The organism is Streptomyces sp. NPDC001717 (assembly GCF_042892775.1).
GTDB lineage: Bacteria > Actinomycetota > Actinomycetes > Streptomycetales > Streptomycetaceae > Streptomyces.
Genome location: NZ_JBIAUK010000012.1, coordinates 96,342 through 117,312 on the forward strand (window position 1 = coordinate 96,342; position 20,971 = coordinate 117,312).

Consider the following 20,971-nt stretch of genomic DNA (forward strand, 5'->3'; position numbering starts at 1 on the left):
TTTCGGGCAACGCGGTCTCCCGTTGCCCAAGTGTTAGCAAGCGGTACCTGGTGCTCCGATTACCGGACCCCGCAGCATGCACGCAAAAGTGAACAGTCCGGATACCGGATATGTCTCTTCGAACAACGAACCGTTTTTGGCCAATCATTTGACGCGGTCCTGACATTATGTGCTGCGGGTGGCACTCTTCGACCGTTCATCGCACCAGCCCTGATCTGCCCGGAGGCCCACCCAGCCGTCCGGAACCCCCCTTGCAGAAGGAGTCTGCGTTGAGGTCCACCCCCCAGAGGCGTGCCACTGCGGCCGGCGCGCTCGTTGCCGCGGCGGCCATGCTCGCCGTCGGCATCCAGGCCGGTACCGCATCCGCCGACGCCACCGCGTCGCAGGCCCGCACGGCCGCCCAGCCCAACCCGGGCGCGGCCCCCGCCAAACTCAGCGCTTCGGAGCGTGCGACGCTCCTGGCCGAGGCCAACTCGACCACGGCGCAGGCCGCGAAGGCCCTCGGTCTCGGCAGTGGCGAGAAGCTCGTCGTCCGTGACGTGGTCAAGGACGCGGACGGCACCACGCACACCACCTACGAGCGCACCTACGACGGCCTCCCGGTCCTCGGCGGTGACCTCACGGTCCACGCCAAGGGTGGCGTCACCAAGTCCGTCACCAAGGCGACCAACCACGAGATCAAGGTGGACACCTCCGCCACGGTCGCCCCCTCCGCCGCCGAGGGCCAGGCGATATCCGCCGCCAACGCCTCCGGCGCCAAGGAGGCCAAGGCCTCCAAGAGCGCCCGCAAGGTGGTCTGGGCCGCCGACGGCGCCCCGGTCCTCGCGTTCGAGACCGTCGTCGGCGGCCTCCAGCACGACGGCACCCCGAGCCAGCTCCACGTGATCACCGACGCCAAGACCGGCGCCAAGATCACCGAGTGGCAGGCGATCGAGACCGGCACCGGCAACACCATGTACAGCGGCCAGGTGACCCTCGGCTCCACGCAGTCGGGCAGCACCTACAACCTGACCGACGCCGGTCGCGGCGGCCACAAGACGTACAACCTGAACCACGGCACCTCGGGCACCGGCACCCTGTTCTCCGGTCCGGACGACATCTGGGGCAACAACCTCGCGTCCAACCTGGAGACGGCCGCCGCCGACGCCCACTACGGCGCCGCGGTCACGTGGGACTACTACAAGAACGTCCACGGCCGCAACGGTCTGCGCAACGACGGCGTCGCCCCGTACAGCCGCGTCCACTACGGCAACAACTACGTGAACGCCTTCTGGGACGACTCCTGCTTCTGCATGACCTACGGCGACGGTGACGGCAACGCCAAGCCGCTCACCTCCACGGACGTGGCCGCGCACGAGATGACCCACGGCCTGACCTCGGTCACCGGCAACATGACCTACAGCGGTGAGCCCGGCGGTCTGAACGAGGCCACGTCCGACATCATGGCGGCCGCGGTCGAGTTCTACGCCAACAACCCCACCGACGTCGGTGACTACCTCGTCGGCGAGAAGATCAACATCAACGGTGACGGCACCCCGCTGCGCTACATGGACAAGCCGAGCAAGGACGGCGCGTCCAAGGACTCGTGGTACTCGGGCATCGGTTCCATCGACGTCCACTACTCCTCGGGCCCGGCCAACCACTGGTACTACCTGGCCTCCGAGGGCTCGGGCGCCAAGGTCATCAACGGCGTGAGCTACGACTCGCCGACCGCCGACGGCCTCCCGGTCACCGGCATCGGCCGTGACGCCGCCTCGAAGATCTGGTTCCGCGCGCTGACCACCGGTCTGTTCAAGTCGAACACCAACTACGCGGCGGCCCGTACGGCCACCCTGCAGGCGGCGGCCGACCTGTACGGCGCCGGTTCGGCGACCTACAACAACACGGCCAACGCGTGGGCGGGCATCGGCGTCGGCGCGCGCATCGTGAACGGCGTCTCGGTCACCAACCCCGGTAACCAGAACACCATCACGGGCAGCGCCGTGAGCCTCCAGATCCAGGCCACCAGCACCAACGCCGGCGCGCTGACCTACTCGGCGACCGGTCTCCCGGCCGGCCTGTCGATCAACGCCTCGACCGGCCTGATCTCCGGTACGGCCAACACCGCGGGCACGTCCAACGTGAACGTGACGGTGAAGGACTCCGCGAACCAGACCGGTACGGCGGCGTTCACCTGGACGGTCGGCACCCAGCAGCAGACCGTGTTCGAGAACACCACGGACTACGCGATCAACGACAACTCCACCGTCGAGTCGCCGATCACCGTGAACCGCACCGGCAACGCGCCGAGCACCCTCAAGGTGGACGTCAACATCCTCCACACCTGGATCGGTGACCTGAAGGTCGACCTGGTCGCCCCCGACGGCAGCGTGTACAACCTGCACAACCGCACCGGCAGCAGCGCGGACAACATCATCAAGTCCTACACGGTCAACGCCTCCTCCGAGGTGGCCCAGGGCGTCTGGAAGCTGCGCGTCAACGACAACGCTTCGGCCGACACCGGCAAGATCGACAGCTGGAAGCTCACCTTCTGACCCCCACCGGGGCCGGATGAGCACCTGCTGAACCGCTGAACACGGGGCCGCCCGGGAGGAAACCTCCCCGGGCGGCCCTGTCCCATGGGGTCCGGTCCCATTGGGTCCTGTCCCATTGGGCCGTGGTCGCACGGGACCACCGCCCCTGACACCGGCCCGTGCGCGCCGACGGACGTGGTGCGCCGGATGGCGGCCGGGAGTCCGACGACAGGCGCTAGCGGCGCGGGTTCAGGAGCCCGCTGAAGCGGCGGAGGAGTTCCTCGCCGCCGCCGTTCCAGTCGCCCCGGCCTTCACCACCGCCGCCGTTCCAGTCCCAACGGCCGCCACCGTCACCGCCGCCGCCGTTCCAGTCGCCGCGGCCGTCGCCGTCGCCGCCACCGCCGCCGTTCCAGTGGTGGCCGTCACCACCCTCCCCGGTCGGCTTGAAGAAGACGGAGACGACGTCCACGTTGTGGGCCCGCTCTCCCGGGTCCAGCACCCGCTCCGCGTGGCCGTTGCAGCCGCGGTTGTCGAAGAGCACGGCCAGCGACTCGGTGTCGTTCCAGATCTCGATGGCGGGCTCGTCCCGGGAGGTGTGCGTCAGCACGTAGCAGGTGTCGTTCTCCCTGGGCCGGATCTGGCCCGTGCGCTCCACGCCGGCCTCGTCGAGGAACCGGTAGTGCAGTACGCCCAGGGTCTGCCCGTCGTGGCCGTCGTGGCCGTCGGCGACGGACGGGCCGGCAGTGGGCAGCACGAGCGCGACGGCGCCGGCGAGCACGGCGGCGGTGGTGCGAAGACGCATGGGGGAAGTCCGTTCCTCGGGTCCGCGGACACCGGTTCCGCCCGCATCTGCGGGCAGCGTAGGAGCGCGGGCCCCCGCCGAAACGGTTCATCGCCCCCGGGGCGTACGTGGTTCACCCGTGAGGCCGGGGGCCACCGGCACGGGCCGGTGGGCCGCGGGCCGCGGTGGGCCCTGCGGGCGGCCACATCCCCCACCCCGCCCCTTCCCGAAACCCGGGGCTCCGCCCCCGGACCCCCGCGCCTCAAACGCCGGCGAGGCTGGATGACCGGCCCCTCCCGCGTTTGAGGAGCGGGGTCGGGGGCGGAGCCCCAGGAGCCCGCGCCCCGGCGGGGTCAAGACCGGGTGACCGGGGCCTTCGCCGGGGCGGCCGCCGGAGCGGGGATCCTCGGAGGCGTCGCCGCAGGCGTACGGCGGAGCAGGAGGAACACCACCAGGGCGCCGGCCAGCCCCATCAGCGCCGAGGTGAGGAAGGTCCCGCGCAGCGCGCTCGCGAAGGCCTCGTCCACCAGAGCCGCCAGGGCGTCGCGGGCCCCGCCCGCAGGGGCGGCCGCGAGCAACTGCCCCGCCCCGCCGGAGGCGAGCGGCTCGGCCATCCCCCGGCCGCCCTCGCCGAGCCCCGACCGCAGCCCCGAGTGGAAGACCGCGCCGAGCACCGCGATGCCGAGGGCGGTGCCGAGCTGCCGCGCCGTGTTCAGGGCGCCGCCGGCCATCCCCGCCCGCGCCGGGGCCACGGCCCCCATGGCGGTGGCGGCCAGCGCCGGGGTCGCCGCGCCCACGCCGACCCCCGTCACGAGCAGCCCCGGGACCAGCGCCGCCCAGCCGTCTCCGGCGTCCAGCATCCAGGCCTGGAGCAGCGCGCCCACCCCGACCAGCAACAGCCCGCCACCTATGGTCAGCCTCGGCGAGACCCCGTGCAGCAGCCTCCCGGCCCCCGCGGCCACGACGAACCCGGCCGCGCTCATCGGCAGCAGCGCCAGCCCCGCACCGACCGGGCTCATCCCGCCGGCGGACTGGAGCCACACGGAGACGTACATCAGGTACGAGAACGCGGCGCCGGTCAGCAGCAGTCCGGCGGCCATGACCGCGACGAAGGTGGGGCTGCGGAAGAGCGAGAGGTCCAGCATCGGGTGGGAGCCGCGCAGTTCGACGAGGACGAAGACGGCGAAGGCGGCGGCGCCGAGCCCGAGCAGCCCGAGGGTGGTGGCGGAGGTCCAGCCGTTCTCGCCGCCCCGGATCACGGCGTACGTGACGGCCGCCGCGCCCGCGGTGAAGCCGGCCATCCCGGGCAGGTCCAGGCGCCGGGCGTGCGGGTCACGGGACTCGGCGACCGCGCGGAGGGTGACGTAGAGGGCCAGCGCGCAGACGGGCAGGTTGATGAAGAAGATCCAGCGCCAGCCGAAGTGCTCGGTGAGCAGCCCGCCGATGATCGGACCGGACGCGGCGGCGGCGCCGTTGGCCGCGCCCCACACCCCGAAGGCCACCCCGCGGTCGCGACCCTGGTAGGCGCCGCTGAGCAGGGCCATGGTGGTCGCGAACATGGCGGCTCCGCCGATGCCCTGGACGGCACGGAAGGCGATCAGCTCGGTCGGGCCGGTGGCCAGCCCGCAGGCGAGCGAGGCGGCGGCGAAGAGGGCGATCCCGCCGAGGTAGACCCGGCGGCGGCCGATCCGGTCGGCGAGCGAGCCGGCGCCGAGCAGCAGGGCGGCCAGCGCGAGGGCGTAGACGTCCATGACCCACTGGAGTCCGGCGAAACCTGTGTGCATGTCGGCGGCCATGTCCGGCAGGGCCACGGTCACGATCGTGACGTCGACCAGGAGCATGAAGGCCCCGAGGCAGACGGCCGTCAACGGCAGCCATTTGCGCATGGGAGTTCTCCTCGGAAGGGGAGGGGTGGAGGGTTTCCGGGGCGGTTCCCCGGGGACGCCACCCTGCCGGTGCCCCGCCCGCATCCCCCACTCGGGAACCCCGATCCGCCGGATTTCCGTCATCGCCGCCTCGGGGATGATGGAAACCGTGAACATCACGGAGAAGCAGTCGGCGGAGCCGGCGGAGCTGGACGCGCTCGACCGGTCCTTGGTCCAGGCCCTCTCGATCGACGGCCGGGCCCCCTTCAGCCGCCTCGCCGAGGTGCTGGAGGTGTCCGACCAGACCGTCGTACGGCGCTACCGGCGGCTGCGGACCTCCGGTCTGCTCCGGGTGGTCGGACTGCCGACGGGCAGCCGCGTCGGGCTGTTCGAGTCCTGGCTGCGGGTGCAGTGCGCCCCGGACGCGGCGCTCCCGGTGGCGGAGGCGCTCGCCCGACGCCCGGACATCGCCTGGGTGACCCTGAATTCGGGCGGCACCGAGGTCCACTGCATGACCCGGTCGCGTACCCGCAGGGACCGGGACGCCCTGCTGCTGGACAAGCTGCCGCGCACCCGCCGGGTGACCGGCATCAGCGCCCACACCATCCTGCGGAAGTTCTTCGGCGGCGACGACGCCTGGGTGGGCCTGGACGCACTGAGCCCCGACCGGATCGCCGCCCTGCGGCGGCCGCCGGCCGGACCGCCCCCCGCCGAGCGGTACGTCATGGACGAGACGGAGCTGGCCCTGCTCGCCGTGTTGAGGCGGGACGGCCGCGCCGGGTACGCGGAACTGGCGCGGGCCACCGGTCTGACGGAGTCCACCGCCCGGCGCAGGGTGGAACGGCTGCGGGACCTCGAAGCGATCTTCTTCGACGTGGAGTTCGTCCCCGCGCTCTTCGGCTACGAGGCGGAGGCGACCTTGGTCCTGACGGTCCCGCCGGCCCGGCTGGCGCAGGTGGGGGCCGCGCTGGCGGGTCACCGCGAGGTGGCCTTCGCGGCGGCCGTGACCGGGGCGGCCTCCCTGATGGCGGTGGTGGTGTGCCGGGACACCGACGCCCTGTACACGTACCTGACCGAGCGGATCGGCGCCGTGGACGGCGTGGGTCAGGTGGAGGTGATCCCGACCCTGCGCAGCGTCAAACGGGCCGGGATGCTCGTGGAGGGCGGACGGCTGGTGGACCCGCCGCCCGCCCCCTGAGCCGTCGCTCGGACCGCGGGCCGGGCTCAGCGCAGCAGTACGCCGCCTCCCGTGTCCGTGTCCACCGGCGAGGCGACCAGGCCCAGTTCGGCCGGGGTCGCCAGCAGCGGGTGCGCGGGCACGATCCGCACCGTGTAGCCGAAGGGACCCGTGCGGTCGAGGGCGAGCGGGCCCTCGTACACCCAGCGGCCCTCCATGTCGGGCCCGGCGGCCGGCTTGAGCGGGAAGCTCCGCCCGTCCCGGATCACGTCCTGCGGGTCCACCCGGCCCGCGAAGGCCTGTACCTCCACGTCCTCGGGGTTCAGCGCGTCCAGCGACACCTGCACGCGCAGGGTGAGGGTGGCCCCGAGCTCGGCGGTGCCGTTCACCGGAGCCGCGGCCAGCGCCTCCACGTGCTCGACGGCCACCCGGGGCCAGGCCGCCCGGACCCGCCCCTTCCACCAGGCCAGGTCGCGCGCCGCCTCGGGGGTCAGGGCCCGGTGGGCGCGTGCGGCCGGCGCGTAGAGCCGTTCCACGTACTCGCGCACCATCCGCCCCGCGAGCACCTTCGGTCCCAGTGAGACGAGGGTGCGCCGGACCATCTCGATCCACCGCACGGGGAGCCCGGTGCGGCCGACCCGGTCGTAGAAGCGGGGTGCGACCCGGCCCTCGATCAGCTCGTAGAGGGCGTTCGCCTCCAGGTGGTCGCGCCGGTCCTCGTCCGCGCCGAGCCCGTCGGCGGTCGGGATGGCCCAGCCGAAGTCCGGCTCGAACCACTCGTCCCACCAGCCGTCCAGCACGGACAGGTTGAGGCAGCCGTTCAGCGCGGCCTTCATCCCGCTCGTGCCACAGGCCTCCAGCGGCCGCAGGGGGTTGTTCAGCCAGACGTCGCAGCCCGGGTAGAGCTTCTGCGCCATCGCCATGCCGTAGTCGGGCAGGAAGACGATGCGGTGGCGCACCCGCGGGTCGTCCGCGAACCGCACCAGCTCCTGCACGAGCCGCTTCCCGCCGTCGTCCGCCGGGTGCGCCTTGCCCGCGACGACGATCTGTACCGGCCGGTCCGGGTCCAGCAGCAGCCTGCGCAGCCGCTCGGGGTCGCGCAGCATCAGCGTCAGGCGCTTGTACGAGGGCACGCGCCGGGCGAAGCCGATGGTGAGCACGTCCGGGTCGAGTACGGAATCCACCCAGCCCAGTTCGGCGTCGGCGGCGCCGCGCTGGCGCCAGGAGGCGCGCAGCCGGTCCCGCACCTCCTGCACGAGCTGCTCGCGCAGTACCCGTCGCAGGTCCCACACGTCCTGGTCGGGGATCTCGGCGACGGCGTCCCAGCGCCGGGAGCCGCCCACCGACAGGGCGTCCTCGGTGCGGCCCGCGCCGATCTGGCGGGCGCCGAGCCGGACCACCTCCGCGGCCACCCAGGTCGGGGCGTGCACCCCGTTGGTCACGGAGGTGATGGGCACGTCGGCCGGGTCGAAGCCGGGCCACAGCCCGGCGAACATCTCGCGGCTGACCGCGCCGTGCAGGGTGGACACCCCGTTGGCCCGCTGCGCCAGGCGCAGTCCCATCACCGCCATGTTGAACACCCCGGGATCGCCGCCGGGATAGCTCTCGGCCCCGAGTTCCAGGATCCGGTCGACCGGTACGCCGGCCAGTTCCCCTCCCTCCCCGAAGTGCCGGGCGACCAGGGACCGCTCGAAGCGGTCGATCCCGGCCGGGACGGGGGTGTGCGTGGTGAACACGGTCCCGGCGCGGACCGCCTCGACGGCGGCGTCGAAGCCGAGCCCCTGCTCCCGCTCCAGTTCCCTTATGCGCTCCAGCCCCAGGAACCCCGCGTGCCCCTCGTTGGTGTGGAACACCTCGGGATCGGGATGCCCGGTGATCGCGCAGTACGCGCGGACCGCGCGCACCCCGCCGATGCCGAGCAGCATCTCCTGGAGGAGCCGGTGGTCGCTGCCGCCGCCGTAGAGCCGGTCGGTCACCTCGCGGGCCGCGGCGTCGTTGTCCTCGACGTCGGAGTCCAGGAGCAGCAGCGGCACGCGGCCCACGCGGGCCTGCCAGACGTGCGCGTGCAGGGCACGTCCGCCGGGCAGGGTCAGGGACACCCGGGCGGGTGCCCCGTCCGCCTCCCGCAGCAGGGAGAGCGGCAGTTCGTTCGGGTCGAGCACGGGGTAGTGCTCCAGCTGCCAGCCGTCGCGGGAGAGCGACTGGCGGAAGTACCCGTGCCGGTAGAGGAGTCCCACTCCGATGAGCGGGACGCCGAGGTCGCTGGCGGCCTTCAGGTGGTCCCCGGCGAGGATGCCGAGGCCGCCGGAGTACTGGGGCAGGGCGGCGGTGATCCCGAACTCGGGCGAGAAATAGGCGATGGCCGCGGGCAGACCGCCCTCGGACTGCTGCCCCTGGTACCACCTCCCGCCGCCCACGTAGTCATCGAGATCGGCGGCGACGACGGCGAGCCGCCGCAGGAACCGCCGGTCGGCGGCCAGTTCGGCGAGGCGGGCGGCGGAGACGGATCCGAGCAGCCGGACGGGATCACCGCCGGCTGCCTGCCAGCCCTCGGGGTCGACGGATTGGAAGAGTTCACGGGTCTCGGCATGCCACGACCAGCGCAGGTTGCGCGCGAGGTCGGTGAGCGGCAGCAAGGTCTCCGGGAGGACGGGGCGCACGGTGAATCGACGGATAGCCTTCACGTGTTCCACCTTCGCAGGGGATTGCGGATCGGAGCGGCCGCACCACGCTGTGCACCCGCGCATCACCCCCGGAAGGCTAGCGAGGACGTTCCTTCCCGGCCATGGCGCCTCGTCGGCGGCCGAGCCCCTCCCCCGTGCCGCTGCCCCGTGCTCACCGCTGCGCGCGGCGTTCGCTCGGGCTGATCCCGTACGCCTCGCGGAAGGCGCGGCTGAAGACCGCCGGGTTGCCGAAGCCCCAGCGGGTGGCGATGGCGCCGATGGGGCGGCCGAGGAGTTCGGGGCGGACGAGGTCGGTGTGGCAGCGTTCCAGACGGCGGCGCCGGATGGAGGCGGCGACGGTGTCCTGCCGGTCCTGGAACATCCGGTGCAGCAGCCGTACCGAGATGTGGTGGCGGTCGGCGATGAGCTGAGGCGTCAGGCCGGGGTCGCCGAGGTTGTGGTCGATGAAGGAGTCGATCCGCTCCATCGGGATCCGGCCGCGCGTCTCGGCCGGCGGGGTGTCGCGGGTGTCGCCGCGCTCGGCGAGGACGGCGCCGAGCAGGTCGACGGCGACCCGGCCCAGCCGACTCCGCTCGGCGGGCCCGCATTCGGACGCGTGGGTCTCCAGCGAGGTCATGAATTCGGCCAGGATCGCGCCCATGCCGGTGTCGCCGGAGATCCGTCGCGTGACCTGTGCGGGTGTACGCGGCGCACGGAACGGGGTGCACTCGAAAGTGGACAACACGATTGCGGCCGGCTCGTCCGCCGACGGCACCGCGGTCGAGGACGTTTCCGACCACATCTTCCAGGACTCCCGCCCGCCACATCGATCACTCCCGCCCCTCGGGGTGACAGGTCATCCTCTCCCGCGCGCCGCCCACGGACACTGCGGCGGGACCGACTTGACTGAGCCTCGGCGGATGTCGACCCGGCTCTTGGTATCGACCGTGCCAGTACGTACGAGTAGTTAACCAAGCACCCGGATTGGGCGGGACGAGAGTGGGAAGGGCTCCCCGGGTACGCGCGACGCACAACACGGTGCACGCGCCGTACACGCACGGCGCACCCGCCCACCACCTCTCCCCGCCACCCGAGTGAACGCGGACAGGAGCGGCCATGCCCGCAGCCCAGCCGTCCCTTGAGCGGCTAGAAACAGAGCGAACAGAGCGTGCACTACCAGCCGTGATACCGGCTGGCCTGTTGTCACCGAGCCCTGCGAACTGCCCCCAGGTGATCCCATCATGATCGGTCGCATTCCCGTGCTGGACGTCCGCCCTGCCGTCGACTGCGGCGCCAGACCCGCCAAGGCGGTCGTGGACGAGGCCTTCGAGATTTCCGCCACCGTTTTCCGCGAGGGCCACGACGCCCTCGCCGCGCACGTCGTGCTCCGCGATCCGAGCGGACGGCTGCGGCCGCCCGTTCCGCTGCGGGAGCTCGCCCCCGGCACCGACCGGTGGGGTGCCAGGGTCCGCGCCGAGGTCGAGGGGAGGTGGACGTACACCGTCGAGGCGTGGAGCGACCCGTTGGCCACCTGGCGGGCGCACGCCGCGATCAAGATCCCCGCCGGGATCGACACCGGGCTGACCCTCCTGGAAGGTGCGGAGCTCTACACCCGGGCCGCCGCCAAGATCCCCAAGCGCGACGGACGCGAGGCGGTGCTGGCCGCCGCGGAGCTGATGCGCGACGACGAGGGCGATGTGGCCGCGCGCTACGCGGCCGCCCTCGACCCGGACGTGGCCGCCGCCCTCGCGAAGAAGCCGCTGCGCGAGCTGGTCACCGCCTCCAAGCCGCTGCCGCTGCTGATCGAGCGCAAGCGGGCCCTCTTCGGCTCCTGGTACGAGATGTTCCCGCGCTCCGAGGGAGCGGTGCTCGAACCCGGCGAGGCACCGGTCAGCGGCACCTTCCGGACCGCCGCCGAGCGGCTGCCCGCGATCGCCGCGATGGGCTTCGACGTGCTCTACCTGCCGCCGATCCACCCGATCGGGTCCACCTACCGCAAGGGGCCGAACAACACGCTCTCAGCGGGGTGTTGGGATCCGGGTGTGCCCTGGGCGATCGGTTCCACGGAGGGCGGGCACGACGCCGTCCACCCGGACCTGGGCACCATCGAGGACTTCGACGCCTTCGTCGCGCGCGCCCGCGAGCTGGGCCTGGAGATCGCCCTGGACTTCGCGCTCCAGTGCTCCCCCGACCACCCGTGGGTGGAGAAGCACCCGGAGTGGTTCCGCCACCGCGCCGACGGGACGATCGCGTACGCGGAGAACCCGCCGAAGAAGTACCAGGACATCTACCCGATCCACTTCGACACCGACATGGTCGGGATCGTCGAGGAGACCGTGCGGATCCTGCGGTACTGGATGGAGCACGGCGTCCGGATCTTCCGCGTCGACAATCCGCACACCAAGCCGGTGGTCTTCTGGCAGAAGGTGATCGCGGACATCAACAAGTCCGACCCGGACGTCATCTTCCTCGCGGAGGCCTTCACCCGGCCCGCGATGATGCGGGCGCTCGCCTCCATCGGCTTCCAGCAGTCGTACACGTACTTCACCTGGCGCAACACCAAGGCCGAGCTCACCGAGTACCTGACGGAGCTGGCCGACACCCCCTCCGCCTCGGTCATGCGGCCGAACTTCTTCGTCAACACCCCGGACATCCTCCACGAGTACCTCCAGAAGGGCGGCCGTCCCGCCTTCGAGGTGCGCGCGGTGCTCGCCGCCACGCTCTCCCCCAGCTGGGGGGTCTACGCCGGCTACGAGCTCTGCGAGAACGAGCCGGTGCGGGAGGGCAGCGAGGAGTACCTGAACTCCGAGAAGTACGAGCTGCGACCGCGCGACTGGGCCGCCGCCGACAGCGAGGGCCGCACCATCGCCCCGCTGATCACCTCCCTGAACCGGCTGCGCCGCCGGAACCCGGCCCTCCAGCAGCTGCGCGACATCCACTTCCATTCGACCGACAACGAACAGGTGATCGCCTATTCGAAGCACGCGGGCGCCAATTCCGTACTGGTGGTCGTCAACCTCGATCCGCACCACACCCAGGAGGCGACGGTCTCGTTGGACATGCCGGTACTCGGCCTCGACTGGCACGGGTCCCTCGCGGTGCGCGACGAGCTCACCGGCGAGACCTATCACTGGGGCAGGGCGAACTACGTACGCCTGGAACCGGGCCGCACGCCCGCGCACGTACTGGCCGCCCTGCGACCGTCCCCGCCCACCGGAGGGTCACCCACCACATGATGATCAACGATCCCGTCCCCGACACCTTCGAGGACACCCCCGCCAAGGACCGCGACCCCGACTGGTTCAAGCGGGCCGTCTTCTACGAGGTCCTCGTCCGCTCCTTCCACGACAGCAACGGCGACGGCGTGGGCGACCTCAAGGGGCTCACCGCCAAGCTGGACTACCTCCAGTGGCTCGGTGTCGACTGCCTGTGGCTGCCGCCGTTCTTCGCCTCGCCCCTGCGCGACGGGGGCTACGACGTCGCCGACTACACCTCCGTACTGCCCGAGTTCGGTGACCTCGCCGACTTCGTCGAGTTCGTGGACGCCGCCCACCAGCGCGGCATGCGGGTGATCATCGACTTCGTCATGAACCACACGAGCGACCAGCACGAGTGGTTCCAGCAGTCCCGCAAGGACCCGGACGGCCCCTACGGCGACTACTACATGTGGGCCGACAACGACAAGCAGTACCAGGACGCCCGCATCATCTTCGTCGACACCGAGACGTCGAACTGGACGTACGACCCGGTGCGCAAGCAGTACTACTGGCACCGCTTCTTCTCCCACCAGCCGGACCTCAACTACGAGAACCCGGCCGTGGTGGAGGAGATCGTCTCGGCGCTCCGCTTCTGGCTGGACCTCGGCATCGACGGCTTCCGCCTCGACGCCGTGCCCTACCTGTACGCGGAGGAGGGCACCAACTGCGAGAACCTCCCGCGCACCCACCAGCTCCTCAAGCGGGTCCGCGCCGAGATCGACGCGCACTACCCGGACACGGTGCTGCTCGCCGAGGCCAACCAGTGGCCCGAGGACGTCGTCGACTACTTCGGCGACTTCGCGAAGGGCGGGGACGAATGCCACATGGCCTTCCACTTCCCCGTCATGCCGCGCATCTTCATGGCGGTGCGCAGGGAGTCCCGCTACCCCGTATCCGAAATCCTGGCCAAGACCCCGGAGATCCCGGACCGCTGCCAGTGGGGCATCTTCCTGCGCAACCACGACGAGCTCACCCTCGAAATGGTCACGGACGAAGAGCGCGACTACATGTACGCCGAGTACGCCAAGGACCCGCGGATGCGGGCCAACATCGGCATCCGGCGCCGGCTCGCCCCGCTCCTGGACAACGACCGCAAGCAGATGGAGCTGTTCACGGCCCTGCTGCTGTCCCTGCCCGGCTCGCCCGTCCTCTACTACGGCGACGAGATCGGCATGGGCGACAACATCTGGCTGGGCGACCGCGACGGCGTCCGCACGCCGATGCAGTGGACCCCGGACCGCAACGCCGGTTTCTCCTCGTGCGATCCGGGCAGGCTGAACCTGCCGGTCATCATGGACCCCGTCTACGGCTACCGGGTCACCAACGTCGAGGCGGCGATGTCCTCGCCCGCTTCGCTGCTGCACTGGACCCGCCGGCTGATCGAGGTCCGCAAGGCCAACCCGGCCTTCGGACTCGGCTCGTACACCGAACTGCCCTCGTCCAACCCGGCGGTGCTCGCGTTCCTGCGCGAGTTCGGGGACGACCTGGTGCTGTGCGTGCACAACTTCTCCCGCTTCGCGCAGCCCACCGAGCTGGATCTGCGGTCGTTCAACGGGCGGGTTCCGGTGGAGCTCACGGGTGACGTGCGCTTCCCGCCGATCGGCGAGTGGCCGTACCTGCTGACGTTGGCGGGGCACGGCTTCTACTGGTTCCGGCTACGCAAGGAACAGCGCGGCGAGCAGCGCGCCGAGTAGGGCCCGGTACGGGGCGGGCGGCTCGGATGGGTCAATCGCCCGCCCCTGTACGGATCATCCTGATCCGACACCCCCACATACCGGAGAAGCAACTGCCGCACATCCGGGACACTCTGCGCATTCTGTGACGGCCCGGGGAAAGGACGCGACGCCATGTCGGAGGCTGCATCCGCCCGGAACCGGCTGACTGCCGACCGGGCCGCCGGGATCGGCCCGCTGGAACCGATGCTGAGGGCCTGGCTGCCCGCGCAACGCTGGTTCGCGGGCAAGGGCCGCACCATCACCAGGCTGAGGGCCGTCTCGGCGGCCGAACTGCTGCCGCCGGGATCCACCCCCGGACTGCTGCACCTGCTGCTCGACGTCGACGGGGACTGCTACCAGCTCCTCCTGGGCATCCGCCCGTCGCCGCTCCCGCCCGCCCTCGCGCCCGCCTTGATCGGGCACGCCGAGGACGGGCCGTACCGGGGCAGGGCGGTGTACGAGGCGCTGGGCGACCCCCGGCTCGCGGCGATGCTGCTGGAACGCCTTCGCTCCCCCGGCACGCTCGGGCCGCTCGGCTTCGACCGGGATCCGGACGCTCCGATCCCCGCGGGGCTCGTGCCCCGGCCGCTGTCCGGCGAGCAGACCAATTCCTCGCTGATCTACGGGGATTCGTACATCCTGAAGGTGTTCCGCCGGGTCGGCCCCGGGGTCAACCCCGACCTGGAACTGCCCCGGGCACTGGCCGCCGCCGGCTGCACCCGGGTCCCGGCGCCCGTCGCCTGGTACGAGGCCGAGCTGCCCGGGGGCGAGCCGCTGACCCTGGGCGTGCTCCAGCCGTACCTGCGCGGCTCGGACGACGGCTGGCAGCTGGCGCTGCGCCGGCTCGGCGCGGGGGCCGACTTCACCTCCGAGGCGTACGCGCTCGGCCGGGCAACCGCCGAGGTGCACAGCGCGCTCGCCTCGGCCCTGCCCACCCTCGCCCTGGGCCCGGAGCAGACGGCCCGACTGGCCGCCGGGATGACGGCGCGGTTGGCGGCCACCGCCCGGGAGGTGCCGGCGCTGCGGCCCTACGAGGCCGGGCTGCGGGGCGCCTTCGACGCACTGGCCGCCTCCCGCGGCACCGGGGTCTCCGCCCAGCGCATCCACGGGGACCTGCACCTGGGCCAGACCCTGCGCACCGCCGACGGCGGCTGGGCGCTGATCGACTTCGAGGGCGAGCCGGCCCGGCCGCTGGCGGACCGCCGCCGCCCCGAACCGGCCGTCCGCGACATCGCGGGGATACTGCGTTCCTTCGACTACGCGGCCCGCTCGCACCGGCCCTTCGCCCCGGCCTGGGCGGACGACTGCCGGGCCGCCTTCTGCGAGGGCTACGCCCGCACCACCGGCCGCGACCCGCGCGAGGACCCGGTCCTGCTGCGCGCGTACGAGACCGACAAGGCGGTGTACGAGGCCCGCTACGAGTCCCGGCACCGCCCCGACTGGCTGCACGTCCCGATGGCCGCGATCCGCCGGCTGTCGGAGCCGCAGCGCCCCGCCCACCGCATGCCCCCGCCCACCCCGGGCACCACCCCCCACCCGAAGCCCCCGAGGAGGCCGCTCGCGTGAGCGCCGCACGACAGCCGTCACCGACCGTCCGCGACGAAGCCGCAGCACCCGTACCGGCGGCGGCGCCGGCGAAGAAGGCCCGCGCACCGCGGGCCCGCCGCGCCGCCCCGCCCCGCGGGATCCGGCCGGCGCCCGCGCTCGGCGGGGAGGAACGGGCCCGGCTCCTGGAGGGCCGCCACCACGATCCGCACTCCGTGCTCGGCGCCCGTACCCAGCGGGGCGGGGTGGCCTTCCGCGTGCTGCGCCCGTACGCCAAGACGGTGACCATCGTCGCCAAGGGGCTGCGCACCGAACTCCTCGACGAGGGCGACGGGCTGTTCTCCGGGCTGCTGCCGCTCACCGGGGTGCCGGACTACCGGCTGCTGGTCACCTACGACAGCGACGAGATCGAGGTGCACGACCCCTACCGGTTCCTGCCCGCCCTCGGAGAGCTGGACCTGCACCTGATCGGCGAGGGCCGGCACGAGGAGCTGTGGAAGGCGCTCGGCTCCGAGCCGATGGAGCACCAGGGCGTCGCCGGGACCCGGTTCACGGTGTGGGCGCCGAACGCCCAGGGCGTGAGGGTCACCGGGAACTTCTCGTACTGGGACTCCGTCGCCTACCCGATGCGTTCGCTGGGTTCCTCGGGGGTGTGGGAGCTGTTCCTGCCGGGCGTGGGCGCCGGTGCGCTGTACAAGTACGACATCGCGCGCCCCGACGGGAGCCACACCCTGCGCGCCGACCCGATGGCCCGGTCGGCGGAGGTGCCCCCGGCGAACGCCTCGGTGGTGACCTCCTCCCGGTACGTGTGGCAGGACGCGGAGTGGATGGCGACGCGCGGCGACCGGCCCGCCCACCAGGCGCCGTTCTCCGTCTACGAGCTGCACCTGCCGTCCTGGCGGCCGGGGCTGAGCTACCGGCAGCTGGCGGAGCAGCTCCCCGTGTACGTGAAGGAGCTGGGCTTCACTCACGTGGAGTTCATGCCGGTCGCCGAGCACCCCTTCGGCGGTTCGTGGGGCTACCAGGTCACCGGCTTCTACGCGCCGACCTCGCGGATGGGGACGCCGGACGACTTCCGCTCCCTGGTGGACGCGCTGCACCGGGCGGGGATCGGGGTGATCGTCGACTGGGTGCCGGCGCACTTCCCGCGCGACGAGTGGGCGCTCGCGGAGTTCGACGGGCGGCCGCTGTACGAGCACCAGGACCCGCGCCGGGCGGCGCACCCGGACTGGGGGACGCTGGAGTTCGACTACGGCCGCAAGGAGGTCCGCAACTTCCTCGTCGCCAACGCCGTGTACTGGTGCGAGGAGTTCCACGTCGACGGGCTGCGCGTGGACGCGGTGGCCTCGATGCTCTACCTCGACTACTCGCGCGGCGAGGGCGAGTGGGCGCCGAACGAGCACGGCGGGCGGGAGAACCTGGACGCGGTGGCGCTGCTCCAGGAGATGAACGCGACCGTGTACCGGCGCTGCCCGGGCGTGGTGACGATCGCGGAGGAGTCCACGGCGTGGGACGGGGTCACCCGGCCGACGGACTCGGGCGGGCTGGGCTTCGGCCTGAAGTGGAACATGGGCTGGATGCACGACACGCTGCGCTACATGTCGAAGGAGTCGGTGCACCGCAAGTACCACCACCACGACATGACCTTCGGGATGATCTACGCCTTCAGCGAGAACTACGTGCTGCCGATCTCGCACGACGAGGTGGTGCACGGCAAGGGGTCGCTGGTGTCGAAGATGCCCGGGGAGGACTGGTGGCAGAAGCGGGCCGCGCACCGGGCGTACCTGGGCTTCATGTGGGCCCACCCGGGCAAGCAGCTGCTCTTCATGGGGCAGGAGTTCGCGCAGGGGTCGGAGTGGTCGGAGGTGTACGGGCCGGACTGGTGGGTGCTGGACGACTCGTACGCGGCGGCCGGTGACCACCGGGGCGTACGGAGCCTGGTGCGCGACCTGAACCGCACGTACACGGCGTCGCCCGCCCTGTGGGAGCGGGACACCGTGCCGGAGGGCTTCGGCTGGGTGGAGGCCGACGCGGCGGAGGACAACGTGTTCGCCTTCCTGCGGTACGCGCAGGACGGCTCGCAGCTGCTGGCGGTGTCGAACTTCTCCCCGGTGGTCCGGCACGGGTACCGGATCGGCGTCCCGGAGGAGGTGCCGCAGTGGCGGGAGGTGCTCAACACCGACCACGAGCTCTACGGCGGCAGCGGCGTCCACCACGCGCGGCCGCTGCGGCCCGAGCCGGTGCCGGCGCAGGGTCGGCCGGCGAGCCTGCGCCTGACGCTCCCGCCGCTGGCGACGATCTGGCTCAGGCCGTAAGGGCCTTCGCCATCTCCCCCTCCAGCTCCTGGAGCAGCTTGCGCTTGGCGCGCAGGCCGACCATCTGCTGGACGGGCTCGCCGTCACGGAAGACGAGCAGGGTCGGCATGGACAGCACCCCGTACCGCGCGACGGTCGCGGGGTTGCCGTCCACGTCGAGCTGCACGACCTTGAGCCGGTCGGCCTCCTCGGCGGCGACGGCGGACAGGACGGGCGCGAGCTGGCGGCACGGCGGGCACCAGTCCGCGGTGAACTCCACGAGGACGGGTCGTCCCCGCTCGGCGAGGACCTCGGCCTCGAAGTCCTCGTCGGTCACCTCGGGTACACCGTGGGCTCGGATCATGTCGTTTCCCCTCTCGGTCGCGGGCTCTTCAGCCCGTCATCTCGCAGCGCGGAACGGCGGACTCCCCGGCGGCCTCCTCGGCCTCGGCCAGCTGCCGCGCGACCTGCTCGCGTACGTCGGCCAGCTGCCCGATCAGCGCGTCCATCTCGGCGAGCTTGCGCCGGTAGACGGCGAGCGAGGCCGGGCAGGAGTCCCCGGCGGGGTGCCCGGCCCGCAGGCAGTCCACGAACGGGCGGGTCTCCTCCAGCTCGAAGCCGAAGTCCTGGAGCATGCGGATCTGGCGCAGCAGGCGCAGGTCGTCCTCGTCGTAGGTGCGGTACCCGTTGCCGGTCCGCCGCGCGGTCAGCAGTCCGCGCGATTCGTAGTACCTCAGGGCCCGCGTGCTGGTTCCGGCCCGCTCCGCCAGTTCGCCGATTCGCATGCCCCGACGCTATTCCTTGACGTCGGCGTCATGGCAAGAAAGTGCCGCGGGGGAAAAGCAACGGCGATTCACCTGTGAGGAGGATGTGATGACTCTTGCGCCCGGCCGCTCCACCTGGAACCGTATGCGGAAGTGGATCTTCAAGTGTCCCGATTACCGGACAGTCGCCTCACAGACCGCCACCAGCCCGTAACTCCGTAGGACATTCCTACGAGTTATGGGCTTGTTTGTTTGGTCTGTAGGCGCCGCGCCTTGGCCACTTCTACGGTTGCCGTGTGCAATCCAGCCCACCATTCAATGCCCCCGCCGCGCGCCGCCTGCGCGCGGCCCTGGGCATGGCACCCGGCCACGTCGCCTACGGCCTTCACGCCCAGTACGGACTCGTCGTCGCGCCCGAGACGGTGATGGCCTGGGAGCGTGGCGAGATATCGCCCACGTCCGCCGAGCTCACCGCGCTCGCGGGCGTCCTGTGGTGTTCGCCCGGGGAGCTGCTCGCCGAGCCGGTCACCCTGCGGGAACACCGTATCGCCCGAGGGTTGGCCCCCGAGGAGCTGGCCCGGCGGATCGGGGTGGAACCGGGCTCCTACCAGAAGATGGAGGACTCCGGACGCTGGAAGGGCAACGAGCGCCAGTCCGCCGCGCTGGCGACGGTGCTGGGGCTGACACTGGCCCAGTTCCTGACCGCCACCGGCAGGAACGAGGAGCTCGCCGACGCCCTGCGCAGTGCGGTGACCACCCGCTGGCAGGCGTACGTGAAGCCGCTGGGCAAGCTGCTGCCGATCCCCCGGGGCCACCTGGAGCGGGTGCTGGAGCAGCTGCACGCCGAGTACCAGTCGCGGATGGTGGCGACGCTCAGCTGGGGCAGCGGGGGCGACGCGGCGAACGGGGACGCGGGCCGGGAGTTCCTCGCCGACATCGTGGACCGCTTCTGGAGCCTCGCCGGCGGTGCGGCCTAGTGTTCCGGTCAGAGCACTAGAGCACATCCGGTCCTGTGCGAACGGCCCCGGGCCGTCCCGGAGGGGGACGGAACCGGGGCCGTTCGGCCGCCGAAGTGGGGTCGGAAGTCCCGAGCTCGCGGCGAAGGACCCTGGGGAGCCGGAGGTCTCAGAAGACCGATTCGGCCTCGTACATGCGGCTCTCGGGGACCGTCTTGAGTTCGGTGACCGCGGAGGCCAGCGGGGCCATCACGATGTCGGTGCCGCGCAGGGCGGTCATGTTGCCGTACTCGCCGCGGTGGACGGCCTCGACGGCGTGCCAGCCGAAGCGGGTCGCGAGCACGCGGTCGTACGCGGTGGGGGTCCCGCCGCGCTGGACGTGGCCGAGGATGACCGGGCGGGCCTCCTTGCCCAGGCGGTGCTCCAGCTCGATGGCGAGGCGGTTGCCGATGCCGGCGAAGCGCTCGTGACCGTACTGGTCGATGGCGCCCTTCTCGTACGGCATGCTGCCCTCGGCGGGGTGCGCGCCCTCGGCCACGCAGATGACGGCGAACTTCTTGCCTCGGGAGAACCGTTCCTCCACCATCTTCACCAGGGCGTCCACCTCGAAGGGGCGCTCCGGCAGACAGATCCCGTGGGCGCCGCCGGCCATGCCGGACTCCAGGGCGATCCATCCCGCGTGGCGGCCCATGACCTCGACGACCATCACGCGCTGGTGCGATTCGGCGGTGGTCTTCAGGCGGTCGATGGCCTCGGTGGCGACCATGACGGCGGTGTCGAACCCGAAGGTGCGGTCGGTGGAGGAGATGTCGTTGTCGATGGTCTTCGGCACGCCGACCACCGGCATTCCGGCGTCCGACAGCATCCGGGCGGCGGTCAGGGTGCCCTCGCCGCCGATCGGGATGAGCGCGTCGATGCCGTACCGCTTCGCCAGTTCGTGCGCGTTCTCGGCGGCTTCGTGCAGCCGTGCGCGCTCCATGCGGGCCGAGCCGAGGATGGTGCCGCCTCGGGCGAGAATGCCACTGACGGCATTGATGTCGAGGGGGCGGTAGTGGCCGTCGAGGAGGCCCTTGAACCCGTCCTCGAAGCCGATGACCTCGTCGCCGTGACCGACCAGGGCCCGGTGTACGACCGATCGGATGACAGCGTTGAGGCCCGGACAGTCGCCGCCCGCGGTGAGAACTCCGATACGCATCGTGCTGTGTCTCCTGCTCCTGGTCGTCCGACCGGGCGCGTGCGGGCGACCGGTCGGCCGTAGATATGAAGGGCGTATTGGTGAAGCGTGTCCGATTGTTCCACGGGCCCGGGGTGGGGCGCGCTTCCGGCTGCTCCGCCCAGAAGGCCTTTCGACCCCCCTGACAGGCCCGTTTTCCGGCGGGCGTCCCATCCGGCCGCAGCGGTATCGTCAAAAGGGCAAGCCCCTACCAATCGGGTCAATCAG

Annotated in this window: 14 protein-coding genes; 7 read left to right on the plus strand and 7 right to left on the minus strand. The window is 71.7% G+C overall.

The features are described 5' to 3' along the window. The first annotated feature begins 269 nt into the window (after positions 1 to 269). Positions 270 to 2,534, plus strand: a complete 2,265-nt coding sequence (locus tag ACFYZL_RS20740) for a M4 family metallopeptidase (RefSeq protein WP_384758415.1) — start codon at positions 270 to 272, stop codon at positions 2,532 to 2,534. A 214-nt stretch (positions 2,535 to 2,748) separates the two neighbouring features. On the opposite strand, the gene ACFYZL_RS20745 is transcribed toward ACFYZL_RS20740, so the two are convergent. Both ACFYZL_RS20745 and ACFYZL_RS20750 read right to left on the minus strand, forming a co-directional pair. After that, entirely contained in the window at positions 2,749 to 3,315 is a 567-nt protein-coding gene (locus tag ACFYZL_RS20745) for a hypothetical protein (protein ID WP_388680709.1), read from the minus strand. A 332-nt stretch (positions 3,316 to 3,647) separates the two neighbouring features. Then, positions 3,648 to 5,180 carry an MFS transporter gene (locus ACFYZL_RS20750; RefSeq protein WP_388680712.1) on the minus strand — a complete coding sequence of 511 codons (1,533 nt, stop codon included), beginning with the start codon at positions 5,178 to 5,180 and terminating at the stop codon, positions 3,648 to 3,650. A gap of 148 nt (positions 5,181 to 5,328) precedes the next feature. Here ACFYZL_RS20750 and ACFYZL_RS20755 point away from each other — a divergent pair, with 148 nt between their 5' ends. Then, complete coding sequence (locus ACFYZL_RS20755; RefSeq protein WP_384750523.1) at positions 5,329 to 6,357, plus strand: Lrp/AsnC family transcriptional regulator; 1,029 nt, start codon at positions 5,329 to 5,331, stop codon at positions 6,355 to 6,357. A gap of 26 nt (positions 6,358 to 6,383) precedes the next feature. Here the strand turns inward: ACFYZL_RS20755 and glgP are convergent, their stop codons facing one another. Further along, complete coding sequence (gene glgP, locus ACFYZL_RS20760) at positions 6,384 to 9,020, minus strand: alpha-glucan family phosphorylase (RefSeq protein ID WP_384750526.1); 2,637 nt, start codon at positions 9,018 to 9,020, stop codon at positions 6,384 to 6,386. A gap of 151 nt (positions 9,021 to 9,171) precedes the next feature. Next, positions 9,172 to 9,744 (minus strand): helix-turn-helix domain-containing protein, encoded by a 573-nt coding sequence (locus ACFYZL_RS20765; RefSeq protein WP_388680715.1) that lies wholly within the window; start codon positions 9,742 to 9,744, stop codon positions 9,172 to 9,174. Positions 9,745 to 10,240: 496 nt separating this feature from the next. On the opposite strand from ACFYZL_RS20765, the gene ACFYZL_RS20770 reads away from it, so the two are divergent. The 4 genes from ACFYZL_RS20770 (at position 10,241) to glgB (ending at position 17,831) form a co-directional block, all read left to right on the plus strand. Then, positions 10,241 to 12,235 (plus strand): maltotransferase domain-containing protein, encoded by a 1,995-nt coding sequence (locus ACFYZL_RS20770; protein ID WP_384750532.1) that lies wholly within the window; start codon positions 10,241 to 10,243, stop codon positions 12,233 to 12,235. After that, positions 12,232 to 13,950 carry a maltose alpha-D-glucosyltransferase gene (treS, locus tag ACFYZL_RS20775; RefSeq protein WP_384750535.1) on the plus strand — a complete coding sequence of 573 codons (1,719 nt, stop codon included), beginning with the start codon at positions 12,232 to 12,234 and terminating at the stop codon, positions 13,948 to 13,950. Before ACFYZL_RS20770 ends, treS begins: the two co-directional genes overlap by 4 nt. Before the next feature lie 153 nt (positions 13,951 to 14,103). Continuing rightward, positions 14,104 to 15,537 (plus strand): maltokinase, encoded by a 1,434-nt coding sequence (locus tag ACFYZL_RS20780; protein WP_384750538.1) that lies wholly within the window; start codon positions 14,104 to 14,106, stop codon positions 15,535 to 15,537. After that, complete coding sequence (gene glgB, locus ACFYZL_RS20785) at positions 15,534 to 17,831, plus strand: 1,4-alpha-glucan branching enzyme (RefSeq protein WP_388680719.1); 2,298 nt, start codon at positions 15,534 to 15,536, stop codon at positions 17,829 to 17,831. The genes ACFYZL_RS20780 and glgB overlap by 4 nt, the downstream gene beginning before the upstream one ends. Here glgB and ACFYZL_RS20790 read toward each other — a convergent pair. Continuing rightward, positions 17,821 to 18,174, minus strand: a complete 354-nt coding sequence (locus ACFYZL_RS20790) for a thioredoxin family protein (RefSeq protein ID WP_384750544.1) — start codon at positions 18,172 to 18,174, stop codon at positions 17,821 to 17,823. The genes glgB and ACFYZL_RS20790 overlap by 11 nt on opposite strands. Positions 18,175 to 18,202: 28 nt before the next feature. Then, a complete protein-coding gene (locus ACFYZL_RS20795; protein WP_384750547.1) occupies positions 18,203 to 18,595 on the minus strand; it encodes a MerR family transcriptional regulator in 393 nt (130 codons plus the stop codon). A 275-nt stretch (positions 18,596 to 18,870) separates the two neighbouring features. Here ACFYZL_RS20795 and ACFYZL_RS20800 point away from each other — a divergent pair, with 275 nt between their 5' ends. Beyond that, a complete protein-coding gene (locus ACFYZL_RS20800; RefSeq protein ID WP_384750550.1) occupies positions 18,871 to 19,551 on the plus strand; it encodes a helix-turn-helix domain-containing protein in 681 nt (226 codons plus the stop codon). A 148-nt stretch (positions 19,552 to 19,699) separates the two neighbouring features. On the opposite strand, the gene ACFYZL_RS20805 is transcribed toward ACFYZL_RS20800, so the two are convergent. Continuing rightward, positions 19,700 to 20,725, minus strand: a complete 1,026-nt coding sequence (locus ACFYZL_RS20805) for an ATP-dependent 6-phosphofructokinase (protein ID WP_384587305.1) — start codon at positions 20,723 to 20,725, stop codon at positions 19,700 to 19,702. Positions 20,726 to 20,971 lie beyond the last annotated feature (246 nt).